Origin of the sequence: Alloyangia mangrovi (genome assembly GCF_002300555.2) — a bacterium.
Classification (GTDB): Bacteria; Pseudomonadota; Alphaproteobacteria; order Rhodobacterales; family Rhodobacteraceae; genus Salipiger; species Salipiger mangrovi.
Genome location: NZ_NTHN02000018.1, coordinates 31,160 through 57,204, shown reverse-complemented (window position 1 = coordinate 57,204; position 26,045 = coordinate 31,160). Strand labels below are relative to the sequence as shown.

Here is a 26,045-nt window from a genome sequence, read left to right as displayed (position 1 = left end):
CCGTGGCAGATAAACTATGGCGGCCGCCCGCGCGGACAAAGCTCGAGGCTTTGCACGTTTCTTCGAAGAAACTCGCCCCTACCCCTTCCTCGTGGAAGCAAGTCGTAGATGCGCTCGGCCAGCGCCTCGCTGACGCCGTCCACCGCCTTGAGATCCGCCAGATTCGCCCGGGCGACGGCCTTGGCCGAGCCGAAGTGCTGCAAGAGCGCGCGCTTGCGCGCGGCGCCGACGCCCGGCACCTCGTCGAGCGGGTTGGCCATCTGCGCCTTGGCGCGCTTGGCACGGTGGGTGCCGATGGCCCAGCGGTGCGCCTCGTCGCGCAGGCGCTGGATGAAGTAGAGCACCGGATCGTTGCGCTGCAGCGCGAAGGGCCGCGTGCCGATGCGGTGGAACTCTTCCTTGCCGTGGTCGCGGTCAACACCCTTGGCGACGCCGATCATTGGGATGTCCTCGACCCCCTGCTCCTGCATGATCTCCCAGACAGCCGAGACCTGCCCCGCGCCGCCATCGATCAGCAGCAAGTCGGGCCAGAGCCCCTTCGAGCGGTCCGGGTCCTCCTTCAACAGCCGGGTGAAGCGGCGCGTCAGCACCTCCTTCATCATGCCGAAGTCGTCGCCCGGCACCAGTTCCTCGCCGCGGATGTTGTACTTGCGGTACTGGTTCTTCATGTAGCCATCCGGCCCGGCAACGATCATCCCGCCGACCGCATTGGTGCCCATGATGTGCGAGTTGTCGTAGACCTCGATGCGCTGCGGCGGCCCGTCGAGGCCAAAGGCGTCGGCCACGCCGCGCAGCAGCTTGGCCTGTGTCGCAGTCTCGGCCATGCGCCGGGCGAGGCTCTCGCGGGCATTGCGCGCCGCGCCCTCGATCAGCTCGGCCTTCTCGCCCCGCTTCGGCACGGCGATCTCGACCTTGCGGCCGAGCTTGCCCGAGAGCGCCTCGGACATCAGGTCGGCGTTCTCGATCTCGTGGCTGAGCAGCAGCAGACGCGGCGGCTCCTTGCTGTCGTAGAACTGGCCGAGGAAGGCCTCGAGCACCTCGGCCTCCTCCACGTCCTCGCCGACCCGCGGATAGAAGTCGCGGTTGCCCCAGTTCTGGCCCGAGCGGATGAAGAAGACCTGCACGCAGGCCTGCCCGTGCTCGAGGTGCAGCGCCACGACGTCTGCCTCCTCCACCCCTTGCGGGTTGATCCCCTGCACCGACTGCACCTGCGTGAGCGCCCGGATACGGTCGCGCAGCGCCGCGGCACGCTCGAACTCCATCGCCTCGGAGGCTGCCATCATCTGGTCGGCAAGCCGCGCCTGCATCTCGGTGGACTTGCCCGAGAGGAACCGCTGCGCATCGGCGACCGACTCGGCGTAGTCCTCGCGGCTGATCTCGCCGGTGCAGGGCCCCGAGCAGCGGCGGATCTGGAACAGCAGGCAGGGCCGCGTGCGGCTCTCGAACATCGAGTCGGTGCAATTGCGCAGCAGGAACACCCGCTGCAGCTGAGTCAGCGTGCGGTTCACCGCCCCGGCGCTGGCGAAGGGGCCATAGTAGGCGCCCTTCTCGGTCTTCGCGCCGCGGTGCTTCTTGATCTGCGGGAAGTCGTGCCCGGTGGTGACGAGGATGTTCGGAAAGCTCTTGTCGTCGCGCAGCAGCACGTTGAACTTCGGCTTCAGCTGCTTGATCAGGTTCTGCTCGAGCAGCAGCGCCTCGGTCTCGGTGCGCGTGGTCAGGAACATCATCGAGGCGGTGTCCGAGATCATCCGGGTGATCCGCCGCGAGTGTTGCGCCGAGGGCCGCGAGTAGCTCGACACCCGCGCCTTGAGGTTGCGCGCCTTGCCGACGTAGAGCACCCGGCTCTGGTCATCGAGCATGCGATAGACGCCGGGGCTCGAATCCAGCGTCCGCAGGTAACCCTGGATCACCTCGTAGCCACGTTTCGGTGCCGTTTTCTGGATGTCTGCTTCGTCGTCCATCACGTCGTTTCCGGTCTGTTCACGGATTGCCTTGATTCTGCGCCTCGCTGCAATGCCGGCCCCCCGAGATCAAGGAGGAATGCATCCACCATTCCTGTGGATAACCCTGAGGGTCAAATCCCGGCTTCGCTGATTTTCCCTTGTATCTGGGCGGTTTCGTTGATTTGCACAATATTTAGGCTAAATAATAACACATTGATATTGCTGGAAAGATTTCAAAATCCAGCTCCAAACCCTTGAAAGCTTGACGCTTTCCTAACGGATCTGTGAAGCAACTGTGACACGTGTACAACTTGCCGCAGGGACTCCCTGAGGGGCTGCCGCAAGGACTCCCCAAGCAGGGCAAACTGCGACCTTATTCCCGGTCGCAGGTGTCCGGCGTTTCCCAGGCGAGATGCTGCCCGCCATCGGTGCAGAGGAACTGCCCGGTGACCCCCGGCGCGTCGAGGAAGTACCCCAGCGCGCCGCAGATGTCCTCGGGATTGGAGCCACGCTGCAGCACCGTCGCCGCGCGTTGCTTGGCGAAGCCCTCGGCGCTCTGGTCGGCGCCCTGCAGCGTCGGCCCAGGCCCGATGGCATTGATCCGCACCTGCGGCGCCAGCGCCCGCGCGCCGGTCTGGGTCAGCGTCCAGAGCGCCGACTTGGCCAGCGTATAACTGATGAACTCCGGCGTCAGCTTGCGCAGCCGCTGGTCGAGCATGTTGACGCAGAGCGCCCGCGCCCGCGGCTCGCCGCGCGAGTCGGTCTCAGGCTCGGGGGCCTGGGCGGCGAAGCCCTGCAGCAGCACGAAGGGCGCCCTCAGGTTCGACTCCATCGCACGGTCCCAGCTGGCGCGGGTCGCGGTCGCAATGTCGTCATGCTCGAAGATCGAGGCGTTGTTGATCAGCACCCCGAGCGGCCCACCAAGCGCCTCGGCGGCGCGCGCCACCAGGGTCTCGCTCTGCGCCTCGTCGAGCAGGTCCGCCTGCAGCGTGACCGCAGTGCGGCCCATGGCCCGGAGCGCCTGCGCCACCTCTTCCGCCGCCTCTGCCGAGCCGCCGTAATGCACTGCCACATCGAAGCCGCGCTCACCGAGGTAGAGCGCCATTGCGCGGCCCAGCCGCTTGCCCGCGCCGGTGACCAGCGCGCGTTTTTCGAGTCCCATGCGTTTCTCCCCCGAAACCGTTTAAATCAGAACCGCTGCCACGTAACCGAGGTAGAGCGCCGAGAGGATCACCCCCCAGACCCGGCCGATGTCCCGGCCGAGGAAGACGAAGGGCACGAGCAGAAGCGAGGCGCCGAGCATCACCCACAGATCGAAGCTGAGGAACTGCGGGTCCACCGGCATCGGCTTGATCAGCGAGGCCACGCCGATTATCGCCAGAAGGTTGAAGACGTTCGAGCCGATCACGTTGCCGAGCGCCACGTCCGCCTGCTTGCGGATCGCCGCCATGACGGTCGTCGCCAGCTCGGGCAGCGAGGTGCCGAGGGCCACCAGCGTCAGACCGATCACCGTGTCCGGCACCCCGAACATCTCGGCGATCTCGGTGGCGCTGTCGATCAGCAAGTTTGCCCCCACCGGCAGGCCGACAAGGCCCAGCAGCAGGTAGAGCGCGATCTTCCAGCCCGGCATGTCCGGGTCCGCGCCCTCGGGCTCTTCGAGCTCGTCGGCCTCGCAGGCCGCCTCCTTGCCGTTCTTGCGGTGGCAGAGCGCGTCGCGCACCGAATCCCAGAGGATCACCGCCATCACCGCCAGCATGGTCAGCCCGGCGATCCAGTCGAAGACCCCACGGAAGGCCAGCGCGATGAACAGCACCGTCGCGCCAAGCATGATCGCGTAGCTCTTGCGGGTGTCATGGGTCGAGGAATGGATCACCGTGATCAGCGCCGGGATGCCCAGCACCAGCAGCACGTTGGCGGTGTTCGAGCCGACCACGTTGCCCAGCGCGATCCCAGGCACCCCGTCGAGCGCGGCCTGGATCGAGATCAGCAACTCGGGTGCCGAGGTGCCGAAGGCGACGATGGTGAGGCTGACGATCAGCGCCGGGATGCCCATGCGCAAGGACAGGTTCACCGCCCCCTTGACCAGCGCATCCCCCGCCAGAAGCAGGATCACAAGGCCGAGGGCCGCGTAGAGAAATACCATTTCAGACCTTTCGTTCGCCGCAGGGGCACGGCCCCTTGCCGATCCTGTACCGGCCGCAGCGCGGACATTTCCTTCCCGCCTCGCGGCGGCTCAGCCGCCCGATCCCAGGCATGCGCAGCTTGCCGAAGATTCCCAGCACCGCGATGACCACCAGGAACAGGGCGACGACCTTCGCCAGCATGTCAGAGCCCGAAGCGCGCGTAGCCCGCGCGTTCCTCGATCAGCCCCAGCGCCTCCTCCGCAAGGCTCAGCCCGAGCCGCGGGATCAACCGCTTCTTCATGCCGTAACGGCGGAATTTAACCTTGTCGCCGTAGCGCGCCTTCATCCCGGGCACGAGATGCGCCACGCCGTCGGCGAGCCCGACCTCGACCGCCGAGCGGCCGATCCAGATCTCTCCGGTGAAGAGGTCCGGGTCATTCTTCAGCTTGGCCCCACGCCGCGCCTTGACCTGCGCGATGAAGGTCTCGTGCAGCTGGCCGAGGATGCGGTTGAGCCGTGCCACGTCCTCTTCCGTCTCGGGGCGAAATGGATCGAGCATGCTCTTGGACTTGCCCGCGGTGTGCACCCGCCGCTCGATACCCTGCCGATTGAGGAAGACCTGCGCGCCGAAGCCCGCCGAGATCACCCCGATCGAGCCGAGGATCGAGCTCTCGTCGGCAAAAATCTCGTCCGCCGCCGAGGCGATCCAGTAGCCGCCCGAAGCCGCCACGTCTTCGACGAAGGCGAAGACCGGTACCTTGGTCTCTTCTGACAGGCGGCGAATGCGCGCGCCGATCAGCGAGCTCTGCACCGGCGAGCCGCCGGGCGAATTGATCTCGAGCGCCACCGCCTTCGGCTTGCCGCGGCGAAAGGCCCGTTCGAGCACCGGCGCCAGCGCCGCGTCGTTCAGCGCGCCGCGCCCCTGCGTGCCGATGGCGCCCTGCAGGCGCACGACGGAGACGAGGGGCTTTGATTTCACGAAGGGGATCGGGATTTGCATGCGGGTGATGTAGACACGCCCCACCGCGACGACAAGACGAAGGTCAAAAGAACTCTCGCATGATACCGTGCGGCCCGCCCCTACGCCCCCGGCACCGGCGAAGACCCTTTCTTCTAGGCAGAAATATCCCGGGGGAGCGCGGCCCCGCAGGGACGCGTGGGGGCGGAGCCTCCTCTGCCATCGCCGCAGCCAAGCCCCCCGGTGACGAGAAAGGGCGGGAGCCGCGCCCCCGCCCTCATCTCTCGGAAATGATCTCCGGCTCAGCCGACGGCGCGGGCCGAAGGCTTGAAGCTGATCCGCTCGGAGACGGTGAACCGCCCACCGCCGGTCTTCTCGATCTTGCCGTCGCGCAGCAGCTGGCCGAAGCTGCGCAGCCGGTCCTCGCGGCTGGAGTCCTGCCCCTCGACCTGGCGCACCTTGGTCATCAGCTGCGGGCGCGAGAACTGCTCGCGGCCCTCGACATAGGACAGGTAGGCCGCCGCCGCCTCGAGCAGCTCGGGCAGGTCGTGGGCGCCGACGCTGTCCGCGTAATCGGCGAAATCGCTCGAAGCGTCGGCATCCGCCGCGTCGAAATCGGCCAGCGTCACGCGGCGCGGGCGCAGCGGGGTGGCGGCCGCCTCGGCGGAGAGGTTCACCCGCTGCTCGGCCACCAGCTTGAGCGGCGCCGGGCGCGGATCGATGGAGGTCTCGACCGAAGCCTCGGCGGCGCGTTCGCTGCGGGCCGGGGCGGCGGGGCGGCGCGGGCGCACCACGTCGGCGAGATCCTCGCGGTAGGGCTGGGTCTGCGCCTCGGCGTCCTTCTTGCGACCCAGCAGCCGATCCGCGCGGGTCGCGGCCACGGCAGCGCGCAAATGCGCGATGGCACTGCGCCGGCGGTTGCCCTCGGGCTCCTCCATCTGGGTGTTGGTCTCGTCGAGGATGCGCGAGGTATCATTGTCCTCGACGCTCTGCTCGGTGAGCATGACACGCGCCGGGCTCGACAGTTTCACCGCCTTGCGAACGTCCTCATGGGCCATGCGGGCGATGGCATCCTCGAGGTCGTCCTCCTGCTGGTCGGCACCCTGCGCCTCGGGAGCCTCGTCGAAGGCGGCGGCGAAGGCGGCAGCATCCTCGGCGTCGTAATCGTCCTCATCCTCGTCGTCGTACTCCGCGACTTCGGGCTCGACCTCATCCTCGTCCTCATCGTCAAGCTCGGCCGCCTCGGCGTCCTCCTCCGACTCCCAGGAGGTGTCGTCGAGGTCTTCGTCATCCCAAGCCTCGTCGTCCCAACCTCGTCGTCCCAGTCCTCGTCGTCCCCGGCGGTTTCGGCCGGGGCGCCCTCGGCGGTCTCTGCCTCGAGATCGGCGAGCACCTGCTCGGCTTCCGCCGGGATTTCAGCGGCGGGCGCGGCGGAGAGCGCGTCGAGATCCTCGACCTCGTCCCATTCGCTCTCGAGCCCGGCGGCCAACTCGGCCTTCACCGCCTCCAGCTCGCGGGCCAGCTCGGCCTCGTCCTCGGCGCTGAGGCTGCTCGAGGGCTTGGGCTCGTCCATCTGCTCGAGCTGCCCCGAGGCGACAGCGGCGTCGAAGGCGGCGCGGGTCACCTTGACCACGCGCACACGGCGCGGGCTGCGGCGCTGCTCGGCGGGCTGTGCCTCGGCGAGGGCCTCGGGCTTGGCGGCAAACTCGGAGGTCAGCGCAAGCGGTGCCGGCGCGGGCGCTGCCTCGGCGACGACGTCCTCTTCCTCGGAGGTCATGACCGCTTCGATCAGGCTCGCGGCGAGGGTATCCTCACCAGCCTCGACTTCGGGCGCGGCGGGGGCCGGCTCGTCGGAGGCGAGGCTGCCCAGCATGGCGGAGACGGCGGCCACCGTATCCGCGCCTTCCAGTGCCGAGTCATCCTGATCGGACTCGTCCTGCGCGGCGACGGCAGAGGCGGCAGCCCCGCCCGACACCACCGCGCGGATGCGGCGGAGCTTGGCGGCAACGCTGTCCGCGGCTTCATCCTGAGCCTCCTCCAACGGCACCGCACGCGGCGCCGGTGCTGCGGCGACGTCGAAGGCGCTTTCCTCATAGTCATATTCGTCGCCCGCGGCCTGCCCGGCCTCGGCGGCGAAGAAGGCGGCCTCGGCGGCAAGGCTGTCGACGGCCGGAAGATCGGACTCGGGCTCGGCGCTCTCCGGCCGAGTTCCTCGGCCCGGCGGCTTCGGCCTCAGCGGCGGCGCGGGCGGCGGTTTCGGCCAGCGCCGCTTCCATGCCGCGGTCCGCATCCGGGCCGATCACCTCGGCGGCGGGCTGGGCAACCGAGGCAGCGACGGAGGGTGCTGGGGAGTGCGAGACAGGGGTGGCCACATCGGCAAGCGGGCCGCGCAGCACGAGGCGGCCGCCCTGTGCCTCGGCATCCAGCTGGGCCTGAAGGAGCTGCGCGGCAAGCTCGGGGTCGAACTGCGGCGGCTCCGCCCCGAAGAAGCGGTCCTCGCGCACCACCCCCCGGAAGAATTGCGTCGTGTCCTTGACCACGCCAAGGGGATCCTCGAAGCCTTCCGCCGTGCAGGAGAAAGTGCCGTAGGACACCGTCAGGATCTTGCTCGAACTCACCATGTTCCGCTCACTTTTCACTCGATCTGCAACAGTTTGTTTACCACCCACTAGGAGACCAAAGCTGACCGAATCTGAGGTTTTCGCAGTATCATTTCATGACCAGATTGTGGTCGTTTTCCAGGAAAGCCACTAAAAAGCCATGAATCCCGGACTGATCCGATCACAATCTCCTGTCCTGTTGGTGGGCGGGGGCGATTGCCCAACCGATCTGCTCGCGCCGCTGCTCGCCCGGACGCAGACCCGCGTGGCCGCGGATGGCGGCGCCGCGGCGCTGCTGTCGGCGGGCGTTGTTCCCGACGCGGTGATCGGGGATCTCGACTCCCTGACCCCGGAGCACCGCGCCCGGATCCCTGCGGCGCGCATCCACCGCATCGCCGAGCAGGACAGCACGGATTTCGACAAGTGCCTGCGCACCATCGAGGCGCCGCTGATCTACGCGGCGGGGTTTCTCGGTGCGCGGTTCGATCACCAGTTGGCTGCGATGACCGTGCTGGCGCGGCGCCCGGACCGCCCTTGCCTGCTGGTCGGGCGCGAGGACGTCGTGGCCCTTTGCCCACCTGAGCTGGCGCTCGATCTGCCGGTCGGCAGCCGCTTCTCACTCTACCCGATGGCCGAGGTCGGCGGGACCAGCCGGGGCCTGCGCTGGCCGATCGACGGGCTGCGCTTCACCCCCGACCTCGTCACGGGGACCTCGAACGAGACCGATGCGCCGCGGGTCATGCTGCGCCTCGATGCACCGAAAATGCTGATCATTCTGCCGGTGCAGGCCCTGGCTGCGTTGGAACGGGCGCTTCTCGAAGCGCCTTCGCGATGGCCCGCTCGCGCATGAGGATGTAGAGCCCCGAGGCGACGGTGATGCAGATCCCGACCGTCGCCAGCCCGTTCGGCAAATCTCCGAAGACCGCGAAGCCGATGATCGTGGCGAAGGGAATCTCGAGGTACTGCATCGGCGCCAACGTGGCGCCCGGCGCGAAGCGCAGCGACCATGTCATCAGCAGATGCGCCAACGTGCCCAAAAGCCCGATCGCGAAGATCAGCCCCCAGACCGGCGCGCTCGGCTGGCTCAGCGCGAGCCCGGGCACCCACCCGCCCGGCACCAGCAGCAGCACGGGTGTCATGAGCACCACCGCGATCACGCCTGAGACGGCCTGCAACGAGATGGCATCCACTTCGCGGGCGATCTGGCGGGTGACCAGCATGAAGAGCGAGAAATTGAGCGCGACGCCCAGCGGCAGCAGCGCCGGCCAGCCGACCTCGGCGAAGGCGGGCTGCACCACCAGCAGCGTGCCGATGAAACCCACCCCGCAGGCTGCCATGCGGCGCCAGCCCACCTCTTCGCCCAGCACGTAATGCCCCAGAAGCAGCGTGAAGAAGGGCATGACAAAGGCGATGGCAACGGCATCGGCCAGCGGCAGGTAGCGCAGCGCGGCGAACATCATGGCGATGCCCAGCATGTGCATCAGCGTGCGCAGCACCGTCAGCCCCAGCATCCGGCCACGCAGGCGCCAGACGCCGCGCGTCGCGATCACGAGGGGAATCAGCACAATCGCCTGGATGGCAAAGCGCAAAAGCAGCAGCTGGCCGATGGAGACCTTGTCGCCCAGCAGCTTGGCCATCGCGTCGCCCATGGGCGCCACGATACAGAACCCGAACATCAAGAGCACACCGAGAAGGGGACGATCACCAGCCATGCCGCGCAGCCTAGCCGCGCCCCCGCGACGTCACAAGACAATCTCACCTCCGCATTGAGGGCGCCGCTCGGCGCCGCCCTGCCGGGTCTGCGGTGTGGCGAAGTCGATGGCCTGCAGGAATTTTCCCGGGCGCGGAAACCCAAGCGCGGTGCGGGAGGCGCGGCCCCGCCGCACCAGCGCCGCAGCCCTTTGCCCCCGCGGCCAAGAGCCGGGTTGCGTGTGCATCCTCCTTGGCCTACATAGCGCCCGTTCAACACAGCCGGAATGCCTGAGACGCCCCATGGAAAACGTGATCCTTATCGTGCACCTCCTCCTCGCGCTCGCGCTGATCGGCGTCGTGCTGCTCCAGCGCTCCGAAGGCGGCGGTCTCGGCATGGGCGGCGGCGGCGGTGCCATGAGCCAGCGTGCGGCTGCCACCGCACTGGGCAAGATCACCTGGGGCCTGGCCATCGGCTTCATCATCACCTCGATCACCCTGACGGTGCTCGCGGCGAGCGATGCCAGCGGCGTGTCGGTCATGGACCGTCTCTCAGGCTCCGCTCCGGCAACCGACACGAACAACTCGGCACCGGCTCCGCTGGACACCGACGGGCTCCTGCCCCCGCCGTCGGGCGGAAATGACGCAGGCGCAGATGCGCCGATGGTTCCGAGCGCCGACTAAGAACTGCTCGACTAACAACAGCTTGAGGGCCGCCTGTCAGCCGCAACAGCATCTTGCGGTTGGCTAGACAGTGCGGCCCGAATCCTTTATACGTGGACTCCCGTGATGCTGCGGCTCGATGGGCCGTGGGTGTCCTCCTTTTTTGACGCAAATCACGGGGTCGCGCTGCCAATGGCACGTTTCATCTTCATCACCGGCGGTGTCGTTTCTTCTCTGGGCAAGGGTCTTGCCTCGGCGGCACTCGGCTCGCTGCTTCAGGCGCGGGGCTTCTCGGTCCGTCTGCGCAAGCTCGATCCGTATCTGAACGTCGATCCGGGCACCATGAGCCCCTTCGAACACGGCGAGGTCTTCGTCACCGATGACGGCGCCGAGACCGACCTCGACCTCGGCCACTACGAGCGTTTCACCGGCGTTCCGGCCCGCAAGACCGATTCCATCTCCTCGGGCCGCATCTACACCAACGTGCTCGAGAAGGAGCGCCGCGGCGACTACCTCGGCAAGACCATCCAGGTCATTCCGCACGTCACCAACGAGATCAAGGACTTCATCTCGATCGGCGAGGACGAGGTGGACTTCATGCTCTGCGAGATCGGCGGCACGGTCGGCGACATCGAGGGCCTGCCCTTCTTCGAAGCCATCCGCCAATTCAGCCAGGACAAGCCGCGCGGCCAGTGCGTCTTCATGCACCTGACGCTTCTGCCCTACATCAAGGCCTCGGGCGAGCTGAAGACCAAGCCGACGCAGCACTCGGTCAAGGAGCTGCGCTCGATCGGTCTCGCGCCCGACATCCTCGTCTGCCGTTCCGAGGGCCCGATCCCGCAGAAGGAACGCGAGAAGCTCGCGCTGTTCTGCAACGTGCGCCCCGACAGCGTGATCGCCGCGCAGGATCTGCCGTCGATCTACGACGCGCCGCTGGCCTATCACCGCGAGGGTCTCGACCAGGCGGTGCTCGATGCCTTCGGCATCACCCCGGCACCGCGCCCCAACCTCGAGAAGTGGGAAGACGTCTCGGAGCGCATCCACAACCCCGAGGGCGAGGTGAACGTCGCCATCGTCGGCAAGTACACTCAGCTCGAGGACGCCTATAAGTCGATCGCCGAGGCGCTGACCCATGGCGGCATGGCGAACCGGGTGAAGGTCAACGTCAGCTGGGTCGACGCCGAGCTCTTCGAGCGCGAGGACCCGGCCCCCTATCTCGAAGGCTACGACGCGATTCTCGTGCCCGGCGGCTTCGGCGAGCGCGGCACCGAGGGCAAGATCAAGGCGGCGCAGTTCGCGCGCGAGCACAAGGTGCCCTACCTCGGCATCTGCCTCGGCATGCAGATGGCGGTCATCGAAGCGGCGCGCAACGTCGCCGGCGTAGCCAAGGCCGGCTCCGAGGAATTCGACCACGAAAAGGGCGAGAAGCGCTTCGAGCCGGTCGTCTACCACCTCAAGGAATGGGTGCAGGGCAACCAGAAGGTCAACCGTTCGGTGGCCGACGACAAGGGCGGCACCATGCGCCTCGGCGCTTATGACGCGGTGCTGACCGAGGGCTCGAAGGTCGCCGAAGTCTACGGCACCACATCGATCGACGAACGTCACCGCCACCGCTACGAGGTCGACATCAAGTACCGCGAAGCGCTGGAAAAGGGCGGCCTGTGCTTCTCTGGCATGTCGCCCGACGGCCGTCTTCCCGAGATCGTGGAATGGCCGGATCACCCGTGGTTCATCGGCGTGCAGTTCCACCCCGAGCTGAAGTCGAAGCCCTTCGATCCGCACCCCCTCTTCAAGGATTTCGTCCGCGCGGCGAAAGAGGTCTCGCGGCTGGTCTGAGCCTCCACCCTACGACATGAGAAGCGCCCCAGCGTATCACCGCGGGGGCGTTTTCGTTCAAGGCGCCGGTCGTTGCGTGCTCAGCGCTCAGCCGAAGCGTGCCAGCCGGTCATACCCGGCAGGCTGCGCATGATCCTGCACTCCAGCGCAAAGACGCGCTGGCGCAGCTTCAGCGCCGGTCGCTCGATCCCCACCCAGGACAGATGCGCGACCAGCATGGTGACCGGCAGCGAGATGGCGGTGATCCAGTACCATTCGCGCATCCCGGGCAGCAGATGCGCGATCAACTGCTGAATGATGAAATGATAGAGGAAGATGCCGTAGCTCAGGTCGGCGCTCTTCAGCACCCAGAGGCGCGGCAGGTCGAGGACCCCGAGTCCCACGGTGACATAGGCAATGGCCACAAGGCCGATGTACTGCCCCAGCCCGCTTATGCTGAACGCGATGACCGCCACCACCGCGGCGATGGCCACGAGGTAGCCATGGACCTGCACCCGGTCTCGATAGGCATGCAGGCAGATGCCGAAGAGGAACGCGATCACCAGCGCCCTTCCGGTCACTGGCCCCACCCACGGATCGAAATGCCAGCCCGTCCGTAGCCCCATCTTGATCACCGAAAAGGCGATGAAGACCAGCAACCCGGCCAGAAGCACGCGCCGGTCCTTGCGCGCCCCGGCCAGCGCAAGCACGCCCAGACCGATGTAGCAGATCAGCTCGTAGGGCACGGTCCAGAGCTGGCCGTTCGCCATGCCGGGCTCGGGATTGGTCTCGAAGACGCCCGGCAGGTAGAGCGAGGCATTGCTCACGTGGCCGGTGACGTTGAGCAGGTAGCGCAAGAACGCCTCGCTGGTGAAATACTCGGGCCAGCTCAGGTTGGTGACCAGCCCGCCGATCAGCACCGCCGAGATTGTCACCTCGACGGCCAGCGCCGGGTAGATGCGTATGAAGCGCAACCCCATGAAGCTCAGCAGCGTGCGGCAGCGGTAGAGACTGCCCGCCACCAGGAACCCCGACAGGGTGAAGAACATCGGCAGCACGGTCATCGCGAGGCCATCGATCGGGAAATGCGCCCAGACGGCGTTCATGTAGGGTTTCTGCCCGTAGGCAATCTGCACGCTGTGGATCATCAGAACCAGCACAGACAAGGTCAGGCGCATGTAATCGAAGCCGCTTGGCCGGCCCCGGGCCGCTGCCATCAAATCATCAATGGTCACTATGTCACTCCTTTGCACAAGGCCGGGCTATCGCGACGGGACGACGCCCCACGCTTTTGCTGGGCCTGCGCGAACAGGTTGGAATATCACTTCGAACAATAGCGACGATGGTCGCGCATGGACCGGCGTTCGGCAAGCCTCAACTGCCCCCCGCGCCCCTCTCGGCGCACTCGCGCCACAGAGGCGCTGCGGACCGAGGCAATCGCCCATTCGGCGAGCGCCCGCGGCTGCGCTCGACTTCACTCCCGCCAGGCGCTATTTGCGGCGGCATGCGCGGGACGCGTGCATGTCATGCGCATGGCCCCTGCCCCGCCAATCCATCGATCCGACCATCAGCCGAGGCCGCGATGCTGTCCTACCAACACGCCTTCCACGCCGGAAACCTCGCCGACCTGCAGAAGCATGCGCTGCTGGCAGAGCTGCTCTTCTACATGACGAAGAAGGACAAGCCGCTCAGCTACATCGAGACCCACGCCGGGCGCGGGCTCTATGACCTGACCTCGGCGGAAGCGGTAAAGACCGGCGAGGCGGCGCAGGGGATCGAGGCCTACCAGGGCATCTTCCGCGACGGGCATCCCTACCTGCGGGCGCTGGCCGAGGTGCGCCGCGAGCACGGTCCCAATGCCTACCCGGGCTCGCCGATGATCGCCGCCAAGCTCTTGCGCCCGCAGGACAAGATCCATCTCGCCGAGCTCCATCCGCAGGAGCATCAGGCGCTGACCCGGGCGCTGCGCGCCCCCAATATCTCGATCCATCGGCAGGACGGATTCGATCTGGCGCAGAGTCTCTGCCCGCCCGATCCGCGCCGCGGCGTGATGCTCGTCGACCCGCCCTACGAGCTCAAGCAGGATTACGTCGAGCTGCCCAAGCTCTTCCGCCAGATCGCCAAGAAGTGGAACGTCGGCGTGCTGGCGCTCTGGTACCCGATCCTCAGTTCCGCCGCGCATGTGCCGATGATCGCCCAGCTATCAGAGGATTTCCCCGAGGCGCTCTGCCACGAGATCCGCTTCCCGCCGGCGCGCGAGGGGCACCGGATGATCGGCTCGGGCATGTTCATCGTGAACCCGCCCTGGGGCCTCGCCGAGGCCGGTGCCGAGCTCACCGATCGGCTGCGCGATGCCGGTGCCCTCGGCTGACCGCTTTCTGCCATTGCCCAGACCCGCAAGGTGACGCAGAGTAACCCCGTTGACACATGCCAACGGGAGACAGATGGCACCCCCCCCTCCTGCAGCGCCCGCCCGCACTCCGGCCGAGACAGCCATGGCGCGCGGGCTGAAATTCTGGATGGCGGCCCCCGAGGCTACGCCGCTGGAACCCTGCGACGTGCCGCTGGCGCTCGGGGCTCTGCTGCTGCGCGCCGCCGCCGAGGCACAGGGCGCACCGCCGCTGATCGGCGTGGCGCTGGTGGATGCCGTGCTGGCGCGGCGCCACGAGTTGACCCAGCGCGAGGCCGCCGAGATGCGGCTGTCCTGCCAGGCGGTCGCCGCCTGCGCCCCGGACACCGCCTGTTTCGCCGCCATGCTCGCCCGTGCCGTGGGGTACCGCGACCGCCTGGCGCTGGCGCATTGCCTCTGCGAGGTGATGGCCGGGAGCGATCCCGCCCCGGGCACCCGGCACACCGCGCTCTGGCTTGCCGAGCACTTGCTGTTCGTCGCGCCCTGCGATCTTGGTGCGAGCCGGGCGGGCTAGGGCATCGGGGGCGCTGCCCCCGTCCGCTGCGCGGCCCTACACGATCGCGCGCAGGGCGTTGGCGCGGCGGCGCAAGGCGGCTATATCTGGCGCATGTTCGCTGATTTCCTCAAACGGCTGGTCGATCCCGGCCCCGAGCTCCTGCCCGACGCCGATGCGCGGCTGGCGCTCTGCGCTTTGCTGGTGCGCGTCGCGCGCGCCGACGAGACTTACGACCAGTCCGAACAGGACCGGATAGACCGCATCGCCGCCACGCGCTACGGGCTCTCGCCCTTCGAGGCCGCGCGGCTGCGCCGTGATGCCGAGGCGCTGGAGGCCGAGGCCCCCGACACCGTGCGCTTCACCCGGGCGATCAAGGACGCCGTCGCTTATGAGGATCGCATCGCGGTGATCGAGGCGCTGTGGCAGGTGGCGCTCGCCGACGGCACCCGCGACGACGAGGAAGACGCGGTGCTTCGGCTGGTGTCGAACCTTCTGGGCATCAACGACAGGGATTCGGCGCTGGCCCGGCAGCGGGTGGAAGCCGCGGGCTGAACCCCGTCGCAGCGGCTGAAATCCGGGCAGATGCCGATTTACGCCGCGCAAAGCGTTCGACCGCCGCCGTTTTGCGCATGGACAATCGGGCCATTTTGCGCCCATTCTCGCCGCCAATATCAGCAACTGCCCAAGAAGGTTTGGCTTGACCGATCCAGCCCAAGCTCCAGTCATCGAGATCCGCGATCTGCACAAGGCCTACGGCGAGCTCGAAGTGCTCAAGGGGGTCAGCATCACCGCCAAGCGTGGTGACGTGGTCTCTCTGATCGGCTCGTCGGGCTCCGGCAAGTCGACGCTCCTGCGCTGCTGCAACCTGCTCGAGGACAGCCAGCAGGGCGAGATCCTGTTCAAGGGCGAGCCGGTGCGCTGGCACGGCAGCGGCCACCACCGCCGCCCCGCCGATCCCAAGCAGGTGCTGCGCATCCGCACGAACCTGTCGATGGTGTTCCAGCAGTTCAACCTCTGGGCCCATATGACCATCCTGCAGAACGTCATGGAAGCGCCGATCCACGTGCTCGGCCGCCCGCGCGACGAGGTCGAGGCCGCAGCCCGGCGCTACCTCGACAAGGTCGGCATCGGCGACAAGTCCGACGCCTGGCCGGCGCAGCTTTCGGGCGGCCAGCAGCAGCGCGCGGCGATCGCACGCGGGCTCTGCATGGAACCCGAGGCGCTGCTCTTCGACGAGCCGACCTCGGCGCTCGATCCCGAGCTCGAGCAGGAAGTCGTGAAGGTGATCAAGGATCTCGCCGCCGAAGGGCGCACCATGATCATCGTCACCCATGACATGAAGATGGCCCATGACGTGAGCGATCACGTGGTGTTCCTCCACAAGGGGCTCATCGAGGAAGAAGGCGCCCCGGCCGAGCTGTTCGGCGCCCCGAAATCGGAACGGCTGCAGGGCTTCCTGCGGTCGACCAGCCACGTCTGACGGGCGGCAGAGACCACCCCGGACATCTACCTAACCAGGGAGCAACTCCAATGAAATCCATCCTTCTCGGCACCGCCGCGCTGGCCATGACCGCCTCGATGGCGCTGGCTCAGGACGTCGTGCGCATGGGCACCGAGGGCGCCTACCCTCCGTACAACTTCATCAACGACAAGGGTGAAGTGGACGGCTTCGAGCGCGAGCTGGGCGACGAGCTCTGCACCCGCGCCGAGGTGACCTGCGAGTGGGTGACCAACGACTGGGATTCGATCATCCCCAACCTCGTGTCGGGCAACTACGACACCATCATGGCCGGCATGTCGATCACGCCCGACCGTGCGGAGGTCATCGCCTTCACCCAGAACTACACCCAACCCGATCCCTCGGCCTACCTGGTGCTGACCGGCAATGACGGCATCGACCTCGCAGGCGCGGTGATCGCCGCGCAGACCGGCACCATCCAGGCGGCCTTCGTCGCCGAGATGGGCGCGACGCTGGTCGAATACGCCACCCCCGACGAGACCGTCGCCGCCGTGCGCAACGGCGAGGCGGACGCGGTGCTCGCAGACAAGAGCTACCTCGTGCCGGTGGCCGACGAGAGCGACGACGTGATGCTGCTCGACAAGGACGAGCTGATCGGCGGCGGCGTCGGCATGGGTCTGCGCCAGAGCGACACCGCGCTGAAAGAGAAGTTCGACGCGGCCATCCAGTCGATGAAAGACGACGGCTCGCTCAACGCGCTGCTCGAAAAATGGGAAATCGGCGCCTCGTTCTGAGCGCCCCAAGACGAGGGGGCCCCTGCGGCCCCCTCGACGGCTGATACGACATGTTCTCCTGGTGTACCGACCCCAACGCGATCGACGGCCTGGCATGGCTGAGCTGCTACCTGACCACGGGCAAGCACCTGTCGATCTATGTCTCGGTCGGCACCGTGCTGTTGCTGCTGGCGATCACCGCGCCGGTCGCCCTGGCCTTTGGCTTCGGCGGCGCCATGGCGGCGCGCTCGCACTTCCCGCCGCTCTCGTGGCTCGGCAAGGCCTATATCGCCATCGTGCGCGGCGTGCCGGACATCGCTTTCTTCCTTTTCTTCGTGATCGCCCTCGACCAGTTCTTCGAGTGGATACGGCACGAAGTGAAATGCCCTGACTGGGATCAGCCGATCCGCCAGGGCAATGATTTCGTGGTCTGTCCCGAGGCCAAGCTGCCGCTCTCGACCGCCGCCCAATGGGTGCACGAGACCTACGGCTTCTCGCTCGCGGTGCTGACCTTCTCCATCGTCTTCGGCGCCTTTGCCGCCAACGTGCTCTTCGGCGCCATGCGCGCCGTGCCCCGCGCCCAGCTCGAGACCGCCGAGGCCTATGGCATGAGCCGCCGCCAGACCTTCTGGCGCATCCTCGTGCCGCAGATGTGGGTCTATGCGCTGCCCGGCCTGTCCAACCTGTGGATGGTGCTGATCAAGGCGACGCCGCTGCTGTTCCTGCTGGGCGTCGAGGACATCGTCTACTGGGCGCGCGAGCTGGGCGGCGCGAAGACCGCGAAGTTCACCGACTACCCGCACCCCGACTGGCGCATGTGGTACTTCCTGGCGCTGCTGGTCTTCTACCTCGCCTTTACCCGCGTGTCGGAAATCGTTCTGGACCGCATCATGAAACGGCTCACCCACGGGCAGGCCACCATGGGCGGCGAAGCGCAGAGGAAGGCCTCATGAGCTGCTGGGAAACCATCGCGGACTACGGGCTGCGCTCGATCGGCATCGGCGAGCGCCTGCTGCCGCGCGACAATTTTACCCTGTGCCAGCAGGTCACGCTGATCGGCTCGGGCATGCTGTGGAACATCTACTTCGGCGTGGTCGCGCTGGTCACCGGCTTCTTCCTGGCCACTGCGCTGGCGCTCGGCAAGGCGTCGAAGATCACGCCGGTGCGGAAGCTGGCGGAATGGGTGATCTTCGTCTTCCGCGGCTCGCCGCTGTTCATCCAGTTCTTCTTCGCCTACTTCCTGTTCCTCAGCCTCAAGAGCGTGTCGCCGGCCTTCGATCCGCTGACCTCGGCCTGGCTGGGCGCGGCGCTGGTGCTGTTCCTCAATACCGCGGCCTATACCGGCGAGATCTTCTACGGCGCGCTTCTGTCGGTGCCGCGAGGCGATGTCGAGGCGGCGGATGCCTACGGCTTCTCCGGCTGGCCCCGGTTCAGGCGCATCGTCTGGCCGACCATGCTGCGGCTGGCCTGGCCCGCCTATACCAACGAGGCGATCTTCCTCTTCCACGCAACAACGCTGGTGTTCTTCTCGGGCTTCCCGGCCTGGCAGCAGCGCGGTGACGCGCTCTATTACGCCAACTACTTCGCCGACAAGACCTTCAACCCCTTCGTGCCCTACCCGATCCTCGCGGGGTTCTTCATCCTGCTGACGCTCTGCGTGGTGGGGGTCTTCGGGCTGATCAACAAGCGGCTGAACCGCCACCTTCCGAAGGAGCGCCGCCAGAAGATGCGGATGCGCCCGCGGCTGCTGATGCGCTGAGCCCCGCCCGCGAACCAAGATTCCAAAGCCGGACGCCCTGCGCGCCCGGCTTTTTTCTTGCCTGCCGCGATCCGCGCCGGACACCGCCCATCCCTTCAGCTTTCCCAAAATACTCGCTTTCTTCCCCCCTGCCCCCGCTTGCCAGCCTGCATCCGACTCGCTACGCTGAATTTGATCAAATTCTTGGACAGAAAATGACAGACCCGAAAACCTGGCTCCGCAAGAACCCCCAGGTCCGCACCATCCGTGTGGCCGCATGCGACCTCAACGGACAGCCGCGCGGCAAGCGCGTCCCTTCCCGCTTCGCCCACAAGGTCGTCGAGGACGGCACCCGCTTCCCCTTCTCGGCGCTGAACCTCGACATCTGGGGCGAGGACATCGACGACAGCCCGCTGGTCTTCGAATCCGGCGACCGCGATGGCGTTCTGAAACCCACCGAGCGCGGCTTTGTGCCGATGCCCTGGCTCGAGGCGCCGACGGCGCTGCTGCCGATCTGGATGTTCCACGAGGGCGGCAAGCCCTACGAGGGCGACCCGCGCCACGCGCTGGCGCAGGTGGTCAACCGCTACAAGCGCCACGGGCTGACCCCGGTGGTCGCGCTCGAGATGGAATTCTTCCTGATCGACGACAGCACCAAGAAGCTGCAGGTGCCGGTCTCGCCGCGCTCGGGCAAGCGCCGAAAGGCCGCCGAGGTGCTCTCGATCCGCGCACTCGACACTTTCGACATCTTCTTCACCGATCTCTACGACGCCTGCGAGGACATGGACATCCCCGCCGACACCGCCATTTCCGAGGCGGGCCTGGGTCAGTTCGAGATCAACATGATGCATCAGGACGACGCGCTGCGCGCCGCCGATGACGCCTGGCTGTTCAAGATGCTGCTCAAGGGACTGGCCCGCCGCCACGGCTTTGCCGCCTCCTTCATGGCCAAGCCCTACGAGGATTACGCGGGCTCGGGCATGCACATGCACTTCTCGGTGCTCGATGAGGAGGGCAACAACATCTTCGACGATGGCGGGCCGAAGGGTACCGACGTGCTGCGCCATGCCATCGGCGGCTGCGTCGAGGCGATGCACGACAGCACGCTGATCTTCGCGCCGCACCTCAATTCCTACGAACGGCTGATCCCCGAGAACCACGCCCCCTGCGGCATCTCCTGGGCCTACGAGAACCGCACCGCCGCGATCCGCGTGCCCTCGGGCAGCCCGGCGGCACGGCGCATCGAGCACCGCGTGGCAGGCGGCGACGTGAACCCCTATCTTCTGATGGCCACGATCCTCGGCGCGGCGCTCAATGGCATCGAGGACGAGATCGAGCCGCCCGAGCCGATCACCGGCAACGCCTACGCGCAGGACCTGCCGCTGATCCCGACCGACTGGGTTTCAGCCATGGATGCCTTCGAGACGAGCGAGATCATGCCCCGCATCCTGCCGCAGGAACTGATCCGCAACCTGCTGCTGACCAAGCGCCAGGAGCAGCTCTACATGACCGAGCTCTCGCCGCTCGAACAGGTCGAAATCTACCTAGATACGGTCTGACCACGGCCTTGCCGCGCCGTCGCGGCAAGACTACCTTCGGGCCAGAAACCACATGTGTGATCCATGAAAATCGGCATACTGCAGACCGGCCTCGTCCCCGCGGAACTCGCGGATGAGACCGGTGAATACCCCGCATTCTTCGCCCGGCTCCTCGATGGCTACGGGTTCGACTTCCAAAGCTGGTCGGTGGTGAACGGCGAGTTCCCCGAAGGCCCCGAGGCGGCGGATGGCTGGCTGATCACCGGTTCGCGCCACGGCGCCTACGAGGACCATGCCTGGATCCCGCCGCTCGAGCAGCTGATCCGCGACATCTACGCCGCCGGCAAGCCGCTGATCGGCGTGTGCTTCGGGCACCAGATCATCGCGCAGGCGCTTGGCGGCAAGGTCGAGAAACACCCCGGCGGCTGGGTCGTCGGGCCGACCACCTACCGCTTCAAGGACGGGCAGGAAAAGGTGATCAACGCCTGGCACCAGGATCAGGTCACCGAGCTGCCGCAAGGCGCCGAGGTCGTGGCCAGTTCCGACTTCTGCGATTACGCCGCACTGCTCTACCCGGGCCACGCCTACACCGTGCAGCCCCACCCCGAGTTCAATGACGATTTCACCCGCGCCCTGATCCAGACCCGCGGCCCCGGTGTGGTGCCGCAGGAGCGGCTCGACGCCGCCGACAAGGCCCTCGGCATCCCGCTCGACCAGCGCGCCCTCGCCGATCAGTTCGCACATTTCTTCAAGCAAAAGGCTCTTGCATGACCGAAGACTGGACCAACCAGCTTCCCCTCCCCGCCACTGCCTACCTGGAGGGGCGACGGCTTGACGAGGTCGAATGCGTGATCGCCGACCTGCCCGGGATTGCCCGCGGCAAGGCGGTGCCGGCGTCGAAATTCGCCCGGCAGGATTACTTCCACCTGCCCGAGTCGATCTTCTACCAGACCATCACCGGCGACTGGGGCGAAGCCGCCGACGAGACCGTCGGCTTCATCGAGCGCGACATGATCCTGCGCCCCGACATGACCACGGCCACCGCCGCGCCCTGGACCGCCGACTGGACGCTGCAGGTCATCCACGACGCCTACGACCGCAAGGGCAAGCCGATCCCCAACGCGCCGCGCAACGTGCTCAAACGTGTGGTCAAGCTCTACGAGGAGCAGGGCTGGGATCCGATCGTCGCGCCCGAAATGGAATTCTTCCTCGTGGCGCGCAACGTCGATCCCGCCAAGGAGATCGAGCCGATGATGGGCCGCTCGGGCCGCCCCGCCGCCGCCCGCCAGGCCTATTCGATGACCGCGGTCGACGAATTCGGCCCGGTGATCGACGACATCTACGACTTCGCCGAGGCGCAGGGCTTCGAGATTGACGGCATCACCCAGGAAGGCGGCGCCGGACAGCTCGAGATCAACCTCCAGCACGGCGATCCCGTGAAGCTGGCGGACGAGATCTTCTACTTCAAGCGGCTGATCCGCGAGGCGGCGCTGCGCCACAACTGCTTTGCCACCTTCATGGCCAAGCCGATCGCCGACGAGCCGGGCTCGGCCATGCACATCCACCACTCGGTGATGGACCGCGAGACCGGCCGCAATATCTTCTCCGGCCCCGCCGGCGGAGAGACCGACGCCTTCTTCCACTTCATCGGCGGGCTGCAGGCCTATCTTCCCGCGGCCATCGCGGTGCTGGCGCCCTACGTGAACAGCTACCGCCGCTACGTGCGCGACAGCGCGGCGCCGATCAACCTCGAGTGGGGCCGCGACAACCGCACCACCGGCATCCGCATCCCGATCTCTGGGCCGGAATCCCGGCGCGTCGAGAACCGGCTCGCCGGAATGGACTGCAACCCCTACCTCGGCATCGCCGCCTCGCTGGCCTGCGGCTACCTGGGGCTGATGGAGGAGCGCCGCCCCTCCAAGCAGTTCCGCGGCGACGCCTACGAGGGCGAGGGTGACATCCCGCGCGTGCTCGGCCAGGCGCTCGACCTCTTCGACGAGGCCACCAAGCTGCACGAGGTGCTGGGGCCGGAGTTTGCCCGAGTCTACTCGATCGTGAAGCGCACAGAGTACGAGGAGTTCCTCGCGGTGATCTCGCCCTGGGAACGCGAGCACCTGCTGCTCAACGTCTGAGCACGCCCTAACGCCCAAGGTATCGGGGGCGCTGCCCCCGAACCCCCGGGATATTTCCGCCTAGAAGAAACCACGGGAGACGCCTGATGGACCTGCTGTTCTCCAACGACCGGCGCGGCGAGTATCCGCAGAGCTGGTACGCGGCGACCTCGGAGATGTTGCCGCCCTTCCCCAAGCTCGAGGGCGAGGCCCGCGCCGATGTCTGCATCATCGGCGGCGGCTACACCGGGCTCTCGGCGGCGCTGCACCTCGCCGAGGCGGGGCTGGACGTAGCGCTGCTCGAGGCGCATCGGGTCGGCTTCGGCGCTTCGGGGCGCAACGGCGGACAGCTTGGCTCGGGGCAGCGGCAGGACCAGGTCAGCCTCGAGAAGATGGTCGGCGAGGGCAACGCCCGGGTGCTGTGGGATCTGGGCGAGGAGGCCAAGGGGCTCTGCCGCGAGCTGATCGCCAAGCACGAGATCGACTGCTACCTGCGCGACGGCGTCGCCTGGTGCGGCTCGAACAAGGGCGACGTCGAGCACCTGCACCACTACGCCGCGCACATGGGCGAGACATACGGCTACGAGATCGAGGCCCTGGACCGCGACGCCTTTCACGCGCTCTGCCCCTCGCCCGACTACCGCGGCGGGGTGCTGGACATGGGCGCGGCGCATCTGCACCCGCTGCGCTTCGCGCTGGGGCTGGCGAAGGCCGCCGCCGACGCAGGGGCGCGGATCTACGAGACCAGCCACGTGGAAAGCGTCGAGCAGGGCCGCGAGGTGCTCATCCACACCAACGGCGGCACCCTGCGCGCCGGACAGGTGATCTTTGCCTGCAACGGCTATCTCGGCGGGCTCGAGCCGAAGGTCGCGGCAAAGGTGATGCCGATCAACAACTTCATCGTCGCCACCGAGCCACTCGGAGAGCGCACCCGCGAAGTGCTGACCCGCGACGTGGCGGTGGCGGATTCGAAGTTCGTGGTGAACTACTTCCGGCTCAGCCACGACGGGCGGCTGCTGTTCGGCGGCGGCGAAAGCTACGGCTACCGCTTCCCTGACGACATAAAGGCGCTGGTGCGCAAGCCGATGCTCGAGATCTTCCCGCAACTCGAGGACGTACGCCTCGACTACGCCTGGGGCGGCACGCTGGCGATCACCATGAAGCGCCTGCCGCTGCTGGCCCGGCTCGGGCCGAACGTGCTGACCGCCTCGGGCTACTCCGGCCACGGGGTCGGCACCGCGGTGCACGCGGGGCGGCTGCTGGCCGAGGCGGTGCGCGGGCAGTCCGCGGGATTCGACGCCATGGCGGCCCTGCCGGTGCCCGGCTTCCCCGGCGGTGCGGCGCTGCGCGCGCCGCTGCTGGCGCTGGCGATGAGCTGGTACGCGCTGCGCGATCGACTCGGGGTCTGAGACCGGCGACGGGCAAGTTTCCGCGAGGCCTCCCCCCCCGGGGAGGCCTTTTCACTTGGCTGTCACAGATCGGGTGTTTAAGTTTTTCAGAAGAAACAATTTGGGTTTAGTGATATGAGCAGCCTTCCCAACATGCATGATGCGGAGCCCATTCCCGAGGAGGCTCGCGCCGAGATCGACCGCCTGCTGCTGTCGGGCGATCTCTTTCGCTACACCGCGCCCGAGGATGCGCCCGTCGCCCTGCTCGAGCGCGAGTTCGCGGCGCTGCTGGGTGCCAAATACGCGCTGGCGGTGTCGAGCTGCTCGGCGGCGCTCTTCCTGTCGCTCAAGGCACTGGACCTGCCGCGCGGCGCCAAGGTTCTCATCCCCGGCTTCACCTTTGCCGCCGTGCCCTCATCGATCGTGCATGCGGATTGCGTGCCGGTGCTCTGCGAGGTCGGCGAGAACTACCGCATCGACATCGCCGACTTCGAGGCCAAGCTGGACGGTGTCGCCGCGGTGATCATCAGCCACATGCGCGGCCACACCTCGGACATGGACGCGATCCTGACGCTCTGCGACGCGCGCGGGCTGCCTGTGATCGAGGATGCCGCGCATTCGCTCGGCACCAAATGGGCGGGGCGCAACATCGGCACGCTGGGCCGGGTCGGCTGCTTCTCTTTCCAGAGCTACAAGCTGGTCAACGCCGGCGAGGGCGGCATCCTGATCACCGACGACGCCGAGTTCGTGGCGCGGGCGGTGATCCTCTCGGGCGCTTACGAGCACAATTGGAAGAAACACATGGCACCGGGGGACAATACGTCCGATCTGGAAGAGGCCTTTGCCCGCTGGCAGAACCGGCTGCCGCTCTACAACCTGCGCCTGTCGAACCTTGCCGCCGCGGTGATCCGCCCGCAGCTGGCGCATGTCGCGCGCCGTGTCCGCGACGGCCGGCGCAACCATGACCATGTGGCGGCGATCCTCAACCGCTCGCCCTGGATCGAGGTGCCCGAGAAGCTGGTTCCGGAAGAGCGCGCGCCGGATTCGCTGCAGTTCAACCTCACCGGGATGAGCGCCGAGGAGATGCGCGCTTTCCTCTCTGCCGCCGAGGCGGGCGGCGTGAAGGTGCAGCTCTTCGGGCTTTCGTCCGACAATGCCCGCGCCTTCTGGAACTGGCGCTTCCTCGAGGAGGTGCCCGAGCTGCCCCGGACCCGCGCCATGCTCGAGCGTGCCTGCGACACCCGCCTGCCTGCGCGGCTCAGCCTCGCAGAGTGCGAGGCTGTCGCCGAGGTGCTGGTGGGCGCCGCCGAAAGCGTGATGGGTCCGCTGCGTGCCTACGGCACCTGAGGCTCTTCGGCGGGCGGCTTGCGTCGCAGACGCGCGAGCAGCCGCCCGTCGGTCACCACAAGCCCGGAGGCGATGATCGCGAGGCCGAGGTAGACCCCCGCCGGAAGCTGCTCGCCCAGGACGACGCGGCCGATGAGGATCGCGAAGGCCGGGATCAGCAGCGTCACCAGCATCAGGTTCGCCGCGCCCGCCCGGGCGAGGATCGCGAAGTAGAGGATGAAGGCCAGCGCCGTGGCCAGCAGCGACAGGCCCAGCAACGCGGCCCAGACGCGTGGCGAATAATCGAGTGTCGGCAGCCCGTCCTGCCAGATCACCAGCGGCAGCATGATCACCGCAGCGCCCGCCAGCATGCCGAAGGCATTGGCCAGCGGCGGCTGCCCGGCGAGCCTCAGCTTGGCCCAGACGCTGGCCAGCGAATAGCTCAGCGCCGCCAGCAGAACCGCGCCCTGCCCCAGATTGCGCGGATCGAGCGTGGTCAGCCGGTCCGGCCCGATCACCACTGCCACCCCCGCGAGCCCGAGCCCCGCCCCAGCCAGCTTGCGCCAGCTCAGCCGCTCGTCACGCAGCAATAGCCCCGCCACCACCGCGCCCAGCACGCCGGTAGAGGCGTTGAGGATCGCCGCCAGCCCGCTCTCGATATGGGTCTGGCCCCAGAAGATCAGCGTGAAGGGCAAGGCATTGTTGAGCGCGCCCATGACAAGGTAGGCGCCCCAGAGCCGCGGCGAGCGCGGCACCTTGACCCCGCGCAGGCGCAGCACCAGCCAGAGCGCGAAGGCCGCGATCACCACCCGATGCAGTGTCACCTGCATCGGGCTAAGCTCGGTCAGGGCGATCTCGGCAAAAAGGAAGGTGCTGCCCCAGAGCGTTGCCAGGGTGAGCAGCAGCAGCGCCGAGCGGCGGTCGATGCGGAGGGAAGATGCGGTGTCCATGCCCTCCCTTTGCCGCAAGCCGCAGGCGGGGGAAATCCGAATCCTGCGCAAAGTCCCGGTGGCCC

24 protein-coding genes and 1 pseudogene are annotated in these 26,045 nt (G+C 67.3%); 15 read left to right on the top strand and 10 right to left on the bottom strand.

The features are described 5' to 3' along the window. Positions 1 to 82 precede the first annotated feature (82 nt). The 7 genes and pseudogenes from uvrC to CLG85_RS11620 all read right to left on the bottom strand — a co-directional run. Positions 83 to 1,961 (bottom strand): annotated as a pseudogene (uvrC, locus tag CLG85_RS11650) (excinuclease ABC subunit UvrC); the annotation flags it as partial. Between the two features lie 355 nt (positions 1,962 to 2,316). After that, positions 2,317 to 3,105 carry an SDR family oxidoreductase gene (locus CLG85_RS11645; RefSeq protein WP_095881155.1) on the bottom strand — a complete coding sequence of 263 codons (789 nt, stop codon included), beginning with the start codon at positions 3,103 to 3,105 and terminating at the stop codon, positions 2,317 to 2,319. 21 nt (positions 3,106 to 3,126) lie between these two features. Then, positions 3,127 to 4,086, bottom strand: a complete 960-nt coding sequence (locus CLG85_RS11640; RefSeq protein WP_095881156.1) for a calcium/sodium antiporter — start codon at positions 4,084 to 4,086, stop codon at positions 3,127 to 3,129. A 1-nt stretch (position 4,087) separates the two neighbouring features. Next, complete coding sequence (locus CLG85_RS11635; protein ID WP_095881157.1) at positions 4,088 to 4,267, bottom strand: hypothetical protein; 180 nt, start codon at positions 4,265 to 4,267, stop codon at positions 4,088 to 4,090. Between the two features lies 1 nt (position 4,268). Beyond that, on the bottom strand, positions 4,269 to 5,066 hold the full coding sequence (locus tag CLG85_RS11630) for a S49 family peptidase (RefSeq protein WP_095881158.1): 798 nt from the start codon (positions 5,064 to 5,066) through the stop codon (positions 4,269 to 4,271). A 260-nt stretch (positions 5,067 to 5,326) separates the two neighbouring features. Continuing rightward, complete coding sequence (locus CLG85_RS11625; RefSeq protein ID WP_260348915.1) at positions 5,327 to 6,082, bottom strand: hypothetical protein; 756 nt, start codon at positions 6,080 to 6,082, stop codon at positions 5,327 to 5,329. Next, a complete protein-coding gene (locus CLG85_RS11620) occupies positions 6,052 to 7,314 on the bottom strand; it encodes a hypothetical protein (RefSeq protein WP_260348914.1) in 1,263 nt (420 codons plus the stop codon). Before CLG85_RS11620 ends, CLG85_RS11625 begins: the two co-directional genes overlap by 31 nt. Before the next feature lie 470 nt (positions 7,315 to 7,784). On the opposite strand from CLG85_RS11620, the gene CLG85_RS11615 reads away from it, so the two are divergent. Then, positions 7,785 to 8,474 (top strand): thiamine diphosphokinase, encoded by a 690-nt coding sequence (locus CLG85_RS11615; protein WP_095883641.1) that lies wholly within the window; start codon positions 7,785 to 7,787, stop codon positions 8,472 to 8,474. Here CLG85_RS11615 and CLG85_RS11610 read toward each other — a convergent pair. Further along, on the bottom strand, positions 8,395 to 9,336 hold the full coding sequence (locus tag CLG85_RS11610) for a DMT family transporter (RefSeq protein WP_095883640.1): 942 nt from the start codon (positions 9,334 to 9,336) through the stop codon (positions 8,395 to 8,397). The two genes, CLG85_RS11615 and CLG85_RS11610, sit on opposite strands and share 80 nt — an antisense overlap. A gap of 280 nt (positions 9,337 to 9,616) precedes the next feature. Here CLG85_RS11610 and secG point away from each other — a divergent pair, with 280 nt between their 5' ends. Both secG and pyrG read left to right on the top strand, forming a co-directional pair. Continuing rightward, a complete protein-coding gene (gene secG, locus CLG85_RS11605) occupies positions 9,617 to 9,997 on the top strand; it encodes a preprotein translocase subunit SecG (RefSeq protein ID WP_095883639.1) in 381 nt (126 codons plus the stop codon). 171 nt (positions 9,998 to 10,168) lie between these two features. Then, positions 10,169 to 11,812 (top strand): CTP synthase, encoded by a 1,644-nt coding sequence (gene pyrG, locus CLG85_RS11600; RefSeq protein WP_095883642.1) that lies wholly within the window; start codon positions 10,169 to 10,171, stop codon positions 11,810 to 11,812. Between the two features lie 80 nt (positions 11,813 to 11,892). Here the strand turns inward: pyrG and CLG85_RS11595 are convergent, their stop codons facing one another. Continuing rightward, complete coding sequence (locus CLG85_RS11595; protein ID WP_095883638.1) at positions 11,893 to 13,026, bottom strand: acyltransferase family protein; 1,134 nt, start codon at positions 13,024 to 13,026, stop codon at positions 11,893 to 11,895. A 347-nt stretch (positions 13,027 to 13,373) separates the two neighbouring features. On the opposite strand from CLG85_RS11595, the gene CLG85_RS11590 reads away from it, so the two are divergent. From CLG85_RS11590 to CLG85_RS11535, 12 genes are all read left to right on the top strand, one after another. Then, complete coding sequence (locus CLG85_RS11590) at positions 13,374 to 14,162, top strand: 23S rRNA (adenine(2030)-N(6))-methyltransferase RlmJ (protein WP_095883637.1); 789 nt, start codon at positions 13,374 to 13,376, stop codon at positions 14,160 to 14,162. 73 nt (positions 14,163 to 14,235) lie between these two features. Then, complete coding sequence (locus CLG85_RS11585; RefSeq protein ID WP_260348913.1) at positions 14,236 to 14,715, top strand: tellurite resistance TerB family protein; 480 nt, start codon at positions 14,236 to 14,238, stop codon at positions 14,713 to 14,715. A 93-nt stretch (positions 14,716 to 14,808) separates the two neighbouring features. Beyond that, positions 14,809 to 15,249: a tellurite resistance TerB family protein gene (locus CLG85_RS11580; protein ID WP_224847298.1), complete on the top strand. Its 441-nt coding sequence runs from the start codon at positions 14,809 to 14,811 to the stop codon at positions 15,247 to 15,249. A gap of 145 nt (positions 15,250 to 15,394) precedes the next feature. Continuing rightward, positions 15,395 to 16,177 carry an ABC transporter ATP-binding protein gene (locus tag CLG85_RS11575; RefSeq protein ID WP_260348912.1) on the top strand — a complete coding sequence of 261 codons (783 nt, stop codon included), beginning with the start codon at positions 15,395 to 15,397 and terminating at the stop codon, positions 16,175 to 16,177. A gap of 50 nt (positions 16,178 to 16,227) precedes the next feature. Then, complete coding sequence (locus tag CLG85_RS11570) at positions 16,228 to 16,950, top strand: transporter substrate-binding domain-containing protein (protein WP_095880963.1); 723 nt, start codon at positions 16,228 to 16,230, stop codon at positions 16,948 to 16,950. Positions 16,951 to 17,000: 50 nt separating this feature from the next. Next, positions 17,001 to 17,882: an ABC transporter permease gene (locus CLG85_RS11565; RefSeq protein ID WP_095880964.1), complete on the top strand. Its 882-nt coding sequence runs from the start codon at positions 17,001 to 17,003 to the stop codon at positions 17,880 to 17,882. Further along, positions 17,879 to 18,688, top strand: a complete 810-nt coding sequence (locus CLG85_RS11560) for an ABC transporter permease (RefSeq protein ID WP_095880965.1) — start codon at positions 17,879 to 17,881, stop codon at positions 18,686 to 18,688. The genes CLG85_RS11565 and CLG85_RS11560 overlap by 4 nt, the downstream gene beginning before the upstream one ends. A 194-nt stretch (positions 18,689 to 18,882) precedes the next feature. Next, a complete protein-coding gene (locus tag CLG85_RS11555) occupies positions 18,883 to 20,226 on the top strand; it encodes a glutamine synthetase family protein (protein ID WP_095880966.1) in 1,344 nt (447 codons plus the stop codon). Positions 20,227 to 20,289: 63 nt separating this feature from the next. Continuing rightward, positions 20,290 to 20,976, top strand: a complete 687-nt coding sequence (locus CLG85_RS11550; protein WP_095880967.1) for a type 1 glutamine amidotransferase — start codon at positions 20,290 to 20,292, stop codon at positions 20,974 to 20,976. After that, a complete protein-coding gene (locus CLG85_RS11545; protein ID WP_095880968.1) occupies positions 20,973 to 22,337 on the top strand; it encodes a glutamine synthetase family protein in 1,365 nt (454 codons plus the stop codon). Before CLG85_RS11550 ends, CLG85_RS11545 begins: the two co-directional genes overlap by 4 nt. 86 nt (positions 22,338 to 22,423) lie before the next feature. Continuing rightward, complete coding sequence (locus CLG85_RS11540) at positions 22,424 to 23,725, top strand: NAD(P)/FAD-dependent oxidoreductase (protein WP_260348911.1); 1,302 nt, start codon at positions 22,424 to 22,426, stop codon at positions 23,723 to 23,725. A gap of 114 nt (positions 23,726 to 23,839) precedes the next feature. Continuing rightward, on the top strand, positions 23,840 to 25,051 hold the full coding sequence (locus tag CLG85_RS11535; RefSeq protein WP_095883617.1) for a DegT/DnrJ/EryC1/StrS family aminotransferase: 1,212 nt from the start codon (positions 23,840 to 23,842) through the stop codon (positions 25,049 to 25,051). Here the strand turns inward: CLG85_RS11535 and CLG85_RS11530 are convergent. Continuing rightward, positions 25,039 to 25,980 (bottom strand): DMT family transporter, encoded by a 942-nt coding sequence (locus CLG85_RS11530; RefSeq protein ID WP_095883616.1) that lies wholly within the window; start codon positions 25,978 to 25,980, stop codon positions 25,039 to 25,041. The two genes, CLG85_RS11535 and CLG85_RS11530, sit on opposite strands and share 13 nt — an antisense overlap. Positions 25,981 to 26,045: the final 65 nt, after the last annotated feature.

What these genes read in the sequence shown, in the direction of transcription:
- CLG85_RS11645 (WP_095881155.1), bottom strand. Translation starts at nt 3,105, where the DNA reads ATGGGACTCGAAAAACGCGCGCTGGTCACCGGCGCGGGCAAGCGGCTG.
- CLG85_RS11640 (WP_095881156.1), bottom strand. Translation starts at nt 4,086, where the DNA reads ATGGTATTTCTCTACGCGGCCCTCGGCCTTGTGATCCTGCTTCTGGCG.
- CLG85_RS11635 (WP_095881157.1), bottom strand. Translation starts at nt 4,267, where the DNA reads ATGCTGGCGAAGGTCGTCGCCCTGTTCCTGGTGGTCATCGCGGTGCTG.
- CLG85_RS11630 (WP_095881158.1), bottom strand. Translation starts at nt 5,066, where the DNA reads ATGCAAATCCCGATCCCCTTCGTGAAATCAAAGCCCCTCGTCTCCGTC.
- CLG85_RS11625 (WP_260348915.1), bottom strand. Translation starts at nt 6,082, where the DNA reads ATGGCCCATGAGGACGTTCGCAAGGCGGTGAAACTGTCGAGCCCGGCG.
- CLG85_RS11620 (WP_260348914.1), bottom strand. Translation starts at nt 7,314, where the DNA reads ATGCGGACCGCGGCATGGAAGCGGCGCTGGCCGAAACCGCCGCCCGCG.
- CLG85_RS11615 (WP_095883641.1), top strand. Translation starts at nt 7,785, where the DNA reads ATGAATCCCGGACTGATCCGATCACAATCTCCTGTCCTGTTGGTGGGC.
- CLG85_RS11610 (WP_095883640.1), bottom strand. Translation starts at nt 9,336, where the DNA reads ATGGCTGGTGATCGTCCCCTTCTCGGTGTGCTCTTGATGTTCGGGTTC.
- secG (WP_095883639.1), top strand. Translation starts at nt 9,617, where the DNA reads ATGGAAAACGTGATCCTTATCGTGCACCTCCTCCTCGCGCTCGCGCTG.
- pyrG (WP_095883642.1), top strand. Translation starts at nt 10,169, where the DNA reads ATGGCACGTTTCATCTTCATCACCGGCGGTGTCGTTTCTTCTCTGGGC.
- CLG85_RS11590 (WP_095883637.1), top strand. Translation starts at nt 13,374, where the DNA reads ATGCTGTCCTACCAACACGCCTTCCACGCCGGAAACCTCGCCGACCTG.
- CLG85_RS11585 (WP_260348913.1), top strand. Translation starts at nt 14,236, where the DNA reads ATGGCACCCCCCCCTCCTGCAGCGCCCGCCCGCACTCCGGCCGAGACA.
- CLG85_RS11580 (WP_224847298.1), top strand. Translation starts at nt 14,809, where the DNA reads ATGTTCGCTGATTTCCTCAAACGGCTGGTCGATCCCGGCCCCGAGCTC.
- CLG85_RS11570 (WP_095880963.1), top strand. Translation starts at nt 16,228, where the DNA reads ATGAAATCCATCCTTCTCGGCACCGCCGCGCTGGCCATGACCGCCTCG.
- CLG85_RS11565 (WP_095880964.1), top strand. Translation starts at nt 17,001, where the DNA reads ATGTTCTCCTGGTGTACCGACCCCAACGCGATCGACGGCCTGGCATGG.
- CLG85_RS11560 (WP_095880965.1), top strand. Translation starts at nt 17,879, where the DNA reads ATGAGCTGCTGGGAAACCATCGCGGACTACGGGCTGCGCTCGATCGGC.
- CLG85_RS11555 (WP_095880966.1), top strand. Translation starts at nt 18,883, where the DNA reads ATGACAGACCCGAAAACCTGGCTCCGCAAGAACCCCCAGGTCCGCACC.
- CLG85_RS11550 (WP_095880967.1), top strand. Translation starts at nt 20,290, where the DNA reads ATGAAAATCGGCATACTGCAGACCGGCCTCGTCCCCGCGGAACTCGCG.
- CLG85_RS11545 (WP_095880968.1), top strand. Translation starts at nt 20,973, where the DNA reads ATGACCGAAGACTGGACCAACCAGCTTCCCCTCCCCGCCACTGCCTAC.
- CLG85_RS11540 (WP_260348911.1), top strand. Translation starts at nt 22,424, where the DNA reads ATGGACCTGCTGTTCTCCAACGACCGGCGCGGCGAGTATCCGCAGAGC.
- CLG85_RS11535 (WP_095883617.1), top strand. Translation starts at nt 23,840, where the DNA reads ATGAGCAGCCTTCCCAACATGCATGATGCGGAGCCCATTCCCGAGGAG.
- CLG85_RS11530 (WP_095883616.1), bottom strand. Translation starts at nt 25,980, where the DNA reads ATGGACACCGCATCTTCCCTCCGCATCGACCGCCGCTCGGCGCTGCTG.